Origin of the sequence: Endozoicomonas sp. SESOKO2 (genome assembly GCF_024606245.1) — a bacterium.
GTDB lineage: Bacteria > Pseudomonadota > Gammaproteobacteria > Pseudomonadales > Endozoicomonadaceae > Endozoicomonas_A.
Genome location: NZ_JAHHPQ010000077.1, coordinates 1 through 9,683, shown reverse-complemented (window position 1 = coordinate 9,683; position 9,683 = coordinate 1). Strand labels below are relative to the sequence as shown.

The following is a 9,683-nucleotide window of genomic DNA, read 5'->3' as shown; positions in this document are numbered from 1 at the left end:
GGTGCATGTCCTGTCGCTGCATCTCGCTGGCGACATGCACCATTTCATCCAGTGACGGAGTGATTAAACCACTGAGGCCAATGATGTCAACGTTTTCTTCCTTAGCTGCCTGCAAGATTTTTTCACAGGGCACCATAACACCCAGGTCGATCACCTCGAAATTGTTACAAGCCAGTACGACGCCGACAATATTTTTGCCAATGTCGTGTACATCGCCTTTAACGGTAGCCATCAAGATCTTGCCATTAGACTGTACGTCGCCGTCTTTCTCTTCTTCAATGAAGGGAATCAGGTGGGCAACGGCCTGTTTCATCACACGGGCACTTTTGACGACCTGGGGTAGAAACATTTTACCGGCTCCAAACAGGTCGCCGACCACGTTCATACCATCCATTAATGGACCTTCGATGACGTGAATGGGGCGCTCTGCCCGTTGGCGGGCTTCTTCGGTGTCTTCAACAATGAAGGTGGTTATTCCCTTCACGAGAGCGTGTTCAAGACGTTTGTTGACATCCTGCTCACGCCAGGAAAGGTCTTCTACTTTCTTTTGTCCCGTGCTGCCACCGCGATAGTTTTCTGCAATGGCCAGCAATGCTTCTGTGGCTTCGTTGTTGCGATTAAGAATGACATCCTCAACCCGTTCACGAAGCGCTTCGGGAATTTCTTCGTAAATTTCCAGCTGTCCGGCATTGACGATACCCATGGTCAAACCATCTTTGATGGCGTGATACAGAAAGACTGCGTGAATGGCCTCCCTGACCGGGTTATTACCACGGAATGAGAAGGAGACATTGCTGACGCCACCCGAGATCATGGCATGGGGCAGGTTTTCCTTGATGTAGCGAGTCGCATTGATGAAGTCCACTGCATAATTGTTGTGCTCATCAATACCGGTAGCGACAGCGAAGATATTCGGATCAAAAATGATGTCCTGGGGGGGGAAGCCCACTTCATTAACCAGAATATCGTAAGAACGCTTGCAGATTTCGATTTTACGGGCTTCGGTGTCTGCCTGGCCGGTTTCGTCAAAAGCCATGACAACGACAGCTGCGCCGTAATTACGGCAAAGCCTTGCCTGATGGCGAAAAGCCTCCTCACCTTCTTTCAGGCTGATGGAGTTAACAATACCTTTGCCCTGAATGCATTGCAGTCCGGCTTCGATGACCTCCCATTTAGATGAGTCCACCATGACAGGTACTCTCGAGATGTCAGGTTCAGAGGCAACCAGATTCAAAAAGGTGGTGATGGCCTTTTTGGCATCCAGCATCCCTTCATCCATGTTGATGTCGATGACCTGGGCACCGTTCTCAACCTGTTGACGGGCTACGTCGAGCGCTGTGTCGTAATCTTCTTCAATAATCAGGCGTTTGAATCGGGCAGAGCCAGTTACATTACAACGCTCACCGACATTGATGAACAGAGAGTCTGCAAAAATATTAAAGGGCTCAAGGCCGCTGAGACGACAGGCGACAGGGATTTCAGGAATCTGACGTCTTTCAATGGACGTCATCTTTTCAGCAATCGCTCTGATATGAGCAGGAGTACTGCCGCAACAACCACCGATAATGTTCACCAGGCCGGATTCGGCAAACTCGGCAACAATGTCTGCCATTTCATCCGGAGCCTGATCGTACTCTCCAAATGCATTGGGCAGGCCGGCATTAGGGTGTGCGCTGATATAGGTGTTGGCAATGTTGGAAAGTTCTTCCAGGTAGGGTCGCAGTTCACTGGCACCCAGGGCGCAATTCAGGCCTACAGAGATGGGGTTGGCATGCTGAACAGAGTTCCAGAAAGCTTCCGTGGTCTGTCCTGAAAGGGTGCGGCCGGAGGCATCGGTAATGGTGCCTGAAATCATGATGGGCAATTCATAGCCAAGTTCGTCAAAAAGTTCTTTTACGGCAAAGATGGCGGCTTTGGCATTCAGGGTATCGAAGATGGTTTCAATCAGGAGGATATCGGAGCCGCCCTCAATCAGGGCAAGAGCTGCTTCCTTGTAGGCAACAGCCAGTGCTTCAAAGCTGGTGTTGCGATAGCCTGGATTGTTGACGTCAGGTGAGATGGAAGCTGTTCTGTTTGTTGGGCCCAGCACCCCAGCTACGAAACGTGGCTTATCAGGGTTCTGAGTGGTCGCTGCATCGGCGACCTCTCTGGCTAAACGAGCTGATTCCCGGTTGATCTCCGGTACCAGATGTTCCATCTCGTAGTCAGCCATGGCAATGGTTGTGGCGTTAAAGGTATTGGTTTCCAGAATGTCCGCACCGGCATCCAGATAAGACTGGTATATCTCCTTGATGATCTCAGGACGTGTCAGAGAGAGAAGGTCATTATTGCCTTTGAGGTCGCAGTCGTGATCAGCAAACCGTTCACCACGGTAGTCTTCCTCATCCAGTTTGTAGCCTTGAATCATGGTGCCCATGGCACCGTCGAGCACCAGAATCCGTTTCTCCAATTGCTTTTTAAGAAGGTTTGCTCTTGGAAAGTGTGCTCTTTCTTGACTGTTAGGCATGGGTACAGATTCCGGGCCAGTTCTCTCTATAGCCATGAAACAGGTTGTCAGGCTTTTAGTTTGACGATTCATGACTGCTTGAAGGTATTGTCAGGAGAGCGATGGTATCAGAAATACGCCTTGGAGTGTCTACTTCAAATTGCACATATCTACTGGAAAAATAAGAGAGTGGCACATAAGAGTAGACTTAAGCAATCTCGGTGGATTTGCAAAAAGAGACTGGAGCTTCTTTTGTTGTTTTGAAAGTCAGGCTGCTTATACTGAAGCCTGAATATTTTCACGGGTATTTTTGCGAAGACAAAATCCTGCAACCAGGGTGGCTATCATCGTTACGCTGGCAAGCGTCAGTGTTCCCATCTCAGGCAGTGAACTCATCAGTCCACTGACCACTGTAGCCAGCAACATTTCTATGAAGAAAATCAGGCCAGCGGCGGTGCCTGTATGTTTACTCATGCGCTCGATGGCTCTGGCCTGACATAGAGGCATAAAGAGACCCAGACCCAGCTCAAAGACAATGATGCCTACCATGTAACCCAGTATAGAACTGCCATGACTCCACCAGGCAGTGGCAAAGGAAACGTTTGCGCCTGCAGCCAGAGTGATCCAGGCCAGTCGAGTACTTTTTTCACGCCCTAACCGGTCATTCAATTTAGGGCCAAATGATGCGCTAAAAAGGAAGCCTGCAATGGCCAACGAAAAAAGAAATCCATAAAATTTTGGAGCCAGACCTAATTGGCTGATCATGACAAAAGGCCCACCGGCGACAAATACAAAAGCGCCAGAGAATGCCGTGCCAGTTGCGATTGTGAACCGCAGATAACGCCAGTCAGTTAATACCTCTTTGTAGTCTGAAAGAATAGGGTAGCCAGAACGCTCGGAGGCTTGATGTTTTTCAGGGATAAGCAGCAGGCTGAACATCGCCATAACGGCCATTGCACCCATGGCCAGAAAGTTGCACCTCCAGCCTGCATATTCTTGAATAAATCCACCCGCGACGGGAGCCAGCAGAGGGGCTATGGTCAGGCAGGCGCTGATGTAGGACAGCATCCGTACTTCCATTTGGTCTTGGAAGTAATCTCTGGCCAGGATTCGGGCAACGGCAGTGCCAAAACAACCAAACAGGGCCTGAACAAAGCGTGCGGCTATGAACAGAGCAATGTTGTTGGTCTGCAAAGTGACGGCAGTGGCAAACAAGTAAAGGGTATAACCTAGCATCAAGGTTCTTTTTCGACCCAGGCGATCAGCCAGTGGACCTACTATCAGCATGGATAGCGAAAAACCCAGCATAAAGATACCGACACTCCATTGGGCCGTTGCACTGTTACTGCCAAAGTACTCTGTAATAGCCGGCAGCGATGGTGAGAATATATCGATAGAGACCGGACCAACTACGGCAAACAGTGTCAGTATCACCAAGACAGCATTGGAGTGTTTTTCTGTATCTAATGCGCTCATGGCTGCGACTCGTTCCACTGAAATTTATGCTTGAAGGGATAAGTTTGACAGGCTCACAGGAGTCAATTGATCTCTGTTACAGGGCAAAATCCGCCTGTACCTCAGAAAAAGAGCGCAAAGGGTACAGGCTTGTGAAAAGGGTAGCAATGGTACAATTCCACATCTGGCTGAGGACTCGCGAAGTATCAGGCAGGCATCGACCGCAATGGGGTATAACCCTCCGAAGTTCAAGTACATGTCTTTAATACCTGACTGGCCTGCTGGGGATTTCAACATAGCGCCTAATGGCATAGAATATCGGCAGAATGACAAGAGGGTTCTTGAGTTGAATATTACATTCACGGAAGCAGCACAAAAGTACCTGGTCACGCTGTTGGAGAAACAGAATGTCGAGGGTATTGGTGTGCGCCTGTTCGTTACCCAGCCTGGTACTCCTTACGCGGAAACCTGCCTTGCCTACTGTAAGCCGGGTGAGGAGAAGGAAGGGGATCTGATTCTTGAGCTGGAATACTTTAACTGCCGTGTGGAAGGAAAAAGTGAGCAGTACCTGGAAGACGCCGTTGTTGATTTTTCCGAAGACAAGCTGGGTGGCCAATTGACCATCAAGGCACCGAATGCCAAGCTGCCTCAAGTCAGCGAAGATAGCCCGCTGGACGAGAAGATCAATTATTTCCTGCAGACCGAAATCAATCCGGGGTTGGCTTCACATGGTGGTGTGGTTTCCCTGGTTGAGATTGATGAAGGTGTCGCTGTCTTGCAGTTTGGTGGTGGTTGCCAAGGATGCAGCGCAGTCGATTTAACGTTGAAAGATGGTGTAGAAAAAACTTTGATTGAGCGAATTCCTGAGCTTAAAGGTGTCAGGGATGTGACAGATCACAGCATTACCGAGAATGCCTACTTCAAGTAATATTATCTTCAAGGCCGGTTTATAGGCTGATATTACTCTGTTTCAGAAAGAGTGTATTAGCCCGTAAGCCGGTTTTTTTGTGCACTGGATATGAGCGAAGGTCTAAGTCGTATCATCTGGTATTTATTTATATTATACAATCATATTTGGCTTTTTGGTTATTGTTTGCAAAACTCATTTCAAATTTTGAGATTGAATAAAAACGAATGATTAGTTGTTAATTAGCTCGGATTTATCACTGAGGATATGACTTTTTTTTGCTTAAGTTGTTCAATTAACTCATTATTTTCGCTGGAAATTTACGGATTGGTATTCAATGAAATCGAATCTTATTACTCAGGCTGGCAAAGAAAAGCTTAAAAAAGAATTGCATTACCTCTGGCGGGATAAGAGACCTAAAGTAACTCAGGCGGTTTCTGAAGCAGCGGCATTAGGTGACCGAAGTGAGAATGCTGAGTATAAGGAAGGTAAAAGGCTGTTGAGAGAAATTGATCGAAGAATTCGCTTTCTCACCAAGCGGCTCGACATTGTAAAAGTAGTGCATTATTCACCGGAACAGGAAGGTAAAGCCTTTTTTGGTGCCTGGATAGAGCTTGAAAATGAGGAAGGAGAGATTCTTCATTGCCGGATTGTGGGGTCTGATGAAATTGACGTCAAGCGTGGGCACATAACCGTGGACTCGCCAATGGCAAGGGCTTTAATCGGCAGGCAGGTTGATGATGAGGTTATGGTCAGGACGCCGGAAGGAAATAAAGTCTGGTATATCAATAAGATACAATATGAACCTTTCCATTCACTTTGATGGCTTTGTCGGCTCCTGACCTTGTAATCAGGGTGAAAAACCTGTTGCCGTATTTTTACCTAAGATGGTTTTTGGGTGTATAACGGTCGGCCATAAACGTATAACATAATACGCCATTTTTTCTTGGTGTTTCTGGCTTTTCCAGTAGATAAAAGACCTGTGAAGCGGTACAAACAAGCCATACTGTCAAATTTTTTCGTTGCTCAGATTATCAAACCCTGTGGCTCCCAGTATATGCATTTGGTAGAAGCCAATCTTGATATTGAGTCTCGCTCTGACCGGACACTGTGTACAGAAGTATTACACGGTGCGTATCGTTACGAAGTGTTAACCAATCAACTGCTATCGGAAATATGCCCCATATGTGCTGCTATTTTAGATAGAAGAATCAGTAATATGCCAAAAAGCCGGAAGGTTTCTTCCGGCTTTCTCGGTGAAGTGGGTATGGAAGCGCCAGAGTCGCAGATGGATCTGTTATCTGTTTTGAAAGTAGAGAGTGGAGAATCTGAGACTGACGAGGTGACGCAAGGGTATCAATTTGATTTATTTTAAAGGTTTCTGACACAGTCATAACCTGACCATGTCAGACTGTTTATTATTCTGCAATTCTCGCAGGAAGCACGTTTTTCAGCTTTTCTCTCATATCACGCAGGGTTTTCTCCGTCGTTTCCCAGTCAATGCAAGCATCAGTGATGGATACACCGTATTCCAGATCTTCCAGATTTGCAGGCACCTTCTGGGCACCCCAGCCAATGTTACTCTCAATCATTAGCCCTACAACAGACTTGTTGCCTTCGATAAGCTGGTTGGTGACGTTTTCCATAACCAGAGGCTGAAGCGCTGGATCTTTGTTAGAGTTAGCATGAGAACAATCTACCATAATGTTTGGCATAATGTCGGCATTCTCAAGTTCCTGCTCGCACAGGGTTACGCTGACAGAGTCATAGTTGGGCTTGCCGTTACCACCACGGAGAACGATATGACCATACTTGTTCCCCTTGGTACGGGTAACAGCTACCTGACCATTGCCATCAATGCCCAGAAAACGATGAGGGTTAGCTACGGAGTTCAGAGCGTTAATCGCTACTTCCAGACCACCGTCTGTACCGTTTTTGAAACCCACAGCTGAAGACAGGCCACTGGCCATTTCACGATGAGTCTGAGATTCAGTGGTACGAGCGCCAATGGCAGACCAGGACACCAGATCCTGCAAATATTGAGGGGAAATAGGGTCCAGGGCTTCGGTGGCAGAAGGCATACCCAGCTCAGCGACATCCATCAGCAGGCGACGGCCAATGTGCAGGCCTTCTTCAATCTTGAAGGAATCATTGAGGTGTGGGTCGTTAATCAGGCCTTTCCAGCCAATAGTGGTTCGTGGCTTTTCAAAATAGACGCGCATGACCAGATAGAGAGTATCGCTTAGCTCGTCTGCCAGTTTCTTCAGACGCCCGGCATAATCCATGGCAGCTTCAACATCGTGGATAGAGCAGGGACCTACCACTACAAACAGACGATGATCCTTGCCATCGAGAATGTTGCGGATAACTTCACGGCCTTCGGAAACGGTACGCTCAGCAGCTTCGCTCAAGGGAATTTCACTTTTCAGCTGCTCTGGAGTGACCAGTAAGTCCTGAGATTCAATGTTCAGGTTTTCAATTGGTAATATGGCCATTGATTGCGCTCTCAATTTTGATTGTTGCTCCCTCACGGGTTTGCGCCTGAGATTGCCTGCCCGGGTAAGGATAAGTCGGACTTGCAGGGATCAGCGACGGTCGTCCACTCTAATCAAGAACCATGGTTGCTACAACCCCATGAATAATAATTTTGCTTAATTTTAAGTCGTTGCAATTATTGTAGAATCTTGTTGGCTCATATCAGATAGTGAATACCCAGTACCAGCAGAATAATAGCAAGAATCATGCGCATGACTTTTTCTGGCAGGTACTTGCCAATTTTAGTGCCAAAATAAATGGCCGGTACAGAGCCGATCATCAGGCTTCCCAGGAGGTTAAAGTCCACATTGCCCAAGAGTGTATGACCGAGACCAGCGACAAGGGTCAGTGGTACTGCGTGGGCCAGTTCAGTGCCGACTACTCGCACAGGAACCAGTGTGGGGTATATCAGTAAGAGAATCGCTGTGCCAAGTGCCCCGGCTCCTACAGATGACAGAGTGACCAATACGCCAAGCACCATCCCCATTAACACTGTAAAGTATTTCAGCCTGTTTCCGGACAGGATTTTGCGGTTGTAAAACTGCAATTTGCTGAGTTTGTTGCTAAATATAAGCACCAGCGCTGTCAAAGTGAGCATAAAGCCAAGGCAGGTAGTAAGTATCGGGCTATAATGATCGCTTCCGGTGAAAAGATATTTCAACAGGAATACTGTAGCCAAAGTGGCTGGAATACTTCCCAGGCACAGGAGCTTTACGAGTTGCCAGTTAACACTTTTTTGTTGGTGATGAACCCAGACGCCGCTGACTTTGGTCAGGGCGGCATACAACAGGTCCGTTCCTATTGCTATGTGGGTCGGAAATCCGAATAAAAGGAGCAGTGGAGTCATCAGAGACCCGCCTCCTATGCCGGTTAAGCCAACGGCAAAACCCACGCTGGCACCCGCTGAAATGTAGAGCAATGTGTCCATCAAATATGGTCTAAAGTTATAAGTAGCTCAGGCGATGTTTGAAATCATGATTAAAGCTGCATGATTCGCTGGTAACTGTAGCGACCGGCTTGTATTCTTGGAAGTAATTAAATGATATTCTCTTATGCCGCTATGAACTAAGAGTACTCATATTTTTTTCACACTATGGGTAGACGTTAGCTCGACCGGAGGCCATCAATGAAGCTGCAACAACTGCGCTATATCTGGGAGGTCGCTCACCATGATCTCAATGTATCCGCCACAGCGCAGAGTCTATATACCTCGCAACCCGGTATCAGCAAACAGATCCGCCTGCTGGAGGATGAACTGGGTGTAGAGGTGTTTGCCCGCAGCGGCAAGCATCTGACCCGAATCACCCCGGCTGGTGAAAAAATTATAGAGACTGCAGGTGAGATTCTCAGAAAAGTCGAAAGCATCAAACAGGTGGCACAAGAGTTCAGTGATGAGCGTAAAGGTTCCCTGTCTATTGCAACGACGCATACCCAGGCTCGCTATGCACTGCCTGATATCATCAACAAATTTATTTCTCAGTATCCAGATGTGTCCCTGCACATGCATCAGGGAGCGCCCATCCAGATTGCTGAGATGGCTGCAGACGGCGTGGTTGATTTTGCCATTGCAACAGAAGCGCTCGAACTTTTTAACGATCTGGTCATGATGCCCTGCTATCGCTGGAATCGCTGTGTGCTCGTTCCGAAGGATCATCCGCTGGCACAAATATCTGAGTTGACACTGCAGGATGTTGCCCGGTATCCCCTGGTGACTTACGTCTTTGGCTTTACTGGCCGTTCCAAACTGGACGAAGCTTTTATGAATGAAGGTTTGTCACCCAGAGTTGTATTCACCGCAACCGATGCTGATGTCATCAAAACCTATGTAAGATTGAAGCTGGGTGTGGGTATTGTTGCGAAGATGGCTTACGATCCGGAACTGGATTCTGATCTGGTTCCTCTGAATGCAGACCATCTGTTTGAGCCCAGTGTCACTAAGATTGGTTTCAGAAGAGGGACCTTCTTGCGCGGATTTATGTACGACTTCATTCAGCACTTTGCACCACATTTGTCTAAAGAAGTCGTGCAGGAAGCGATTTCAAGACATAACAAAGTAGAAGTGGATGAGTTGTTTTCTGGTATTCAGCTCCCCGATCACTGACTTTTCTATCCTTTGAAGCGGCAGCTGCATCACGCAGCTTGCCGGTTCAGTACTTCCTTGACCAGCTTGAAGTAAACTGTGTAAATTTTCGGTTCCTGACCTTCTTCCTCGACCACAAAGAAGGGGGCCTTGTTCACTTTGTAGAATTCGGCCAGACGAGCCCCTTCGCTTGAAGCATCACCTTCTTTGGCGATCAGTAC

At 47.7% G+C, this 9,683-nt stretch carries 8 protein-coding genes; 4 read left to right on the top strand and 4 right to left on the bottom strand.

Features of this window, described 5'->3' with window-relative positions; genetic code table 11:
• Nucleotides 1–2,506 (bottom strand): methionine synthase (gene metH, locus KDK17_RS02065; RefSeq protein ID WP_257287229.1); only part of this gene is annotated, 2,506 nt, incomplete at its 3' end.
• Between the two features lie 255 nt (nt 2,507–2,761).
• Nucleotides 2,762–3,961 (bottom strand): multidrug effflux MFS transporter, encoded by a 1,200-nt coding sequence (locus KDK17_RS02060; RefSeq protein ID WP_257254878.1) that lies wholly within the window; start codon nt 3,959–3,961, stop codon nt 2,762–2,764.
• Nucleotides 3,962–4,286: 325 nt separating this feature from the next.
• Here KDK17_RS02060 and nfuA point away from each other — a divergent pair, with 325 nt between their 5' ends.
• The 3 genes from nfuA (at nt 4,287) to KDK17_RS02045 (ending at nt 6,222) form a co-directional block, all read left to right on the top strand.
• On the top strand, nt 4,287–4,868 hold the full coding sequence (gene nfuA, locus KDK17_RS02055; RefSeq protein WP_257254880.1) for a Fe-S biogenesis protein NfuA: 582 nt from the start codon (nt 4,287–4,289) through the stop codon (nt 4,866–4,868).
• 316 nt (nt 4,869–5,184) lie between these two features.
• Nucleotides 5,185–5,670, top strand: a complete 486-nt coding sequence (gene greB / locus KDK17_RS02050) for a transcription elongation factor GreB (RefSeq protein WP_257254877.1) — start codon at nt 5,185–5,187, stop codon at nt 5,668–5,670.
• A gap of 234 nt (nt 5,671–5,904) precedes the next feature.
• Nucleotides 5,905–6,222 (top strand): hypothetical protein, encoded by a 318-nt coding sequence (locus tag KDK17_RS02045; protein ID WP_257279488.1) that lies wholly within the window; start codon nt 5,905–5,907, stop codon nt 6,220–6,222.
• Nucleotides 6,223–6,265: 43 nt separating this feature from the next.
• Here KDK17_RS02045 and KDK17_RS02040 read toward each other — a convergent pair whose 3' ends face one another.
• Nucleotides 6,266–7,342: a 3-deoxy-7-phosphoheptulonate synthase gene (locus KDK17_RS02040; protein WP_257254875.1), complete on the bottom strand. Its 1,077-nt coding sequence runs from the start codon at nt 7,340–7,342 to the stop codon at nt 6,266–6,268.
• 197 nt (nt 7,343–7,539) lie between these two features.
• Nucleotides 7,540–8,310: a sulfite exporter TauE/SafE family protein gene (locus KDK17_RS02035; protein ID WP_257254874.1), complete on the bottom strand. Its 771-nt coding sequence runs from the start codon at nt 8,308–8,310 to the stop codon at nt 7,540–7,542.
• Between the two features lie 198 nt (nt 8,311–8,508).
• Here KDK17_RS02035 and cysB point away from each other — a divergent pair, with 198 nt between their 5' ends.
• Complete coding sequence (gene cysB, locus KDK17_RS02030) at nt 8,509–9,483, top strand: HTH-type transcriptional regulator CysB (RefSeq protein ID WP_257254873.1); 975 nt, start codon at nt 8,509–8,511, stop codon at nt 9,481–9,483.
• Nucleotides 9,484–9,683: the final 200 nt, after the last annotated feature.

Excerpts from the sequence above, each read along its gene's own strand:
- KDK17_RS02060 (WP_257254878.1), bottom strand. The coding sequence starts at position 3,961 with ATGAGCGCATTAGATACAGAAAAACACTCCAATGCTGTCTTGGTGATA.
- greB (WP_257254877.1), top strand. The coding sequence starts at position 5,185 with ATGAAATCGAATCTTATTACTCAGGCTGGCAAAGAAAAGCTTAAAAAA.
- KDK17_RS02045 (WP_257279488.1), top strand. The coding sequence starts at position 5,905 with ATGCATTTGGTAGAAGCCAATCTTGATATTGAGTCTCGCTCTGACCGG.
- KDK17_RS02040 (WP_257254875.1), bottom strand. The coding sequence starts at position 7,342 with ATGGCCATATTACCAATTGAAAACCTGAACATTGAATCTCAGGACTTA.
- KDK17_RS02035 (WP_257254874.1), bottom strand. The coding sequence starts at position 8,310 with ATGGACACATTGCTCTACATTTCAGCGGGTGCCAGCGTGGGTTTTGCC.
- cysB (WP_257254873.1), top strand. The coding sequence starts at position 8,509 with ATGAAGCTGCAACAACTGCGCTATATCTGGGAGGTCGCTCACCATGAT.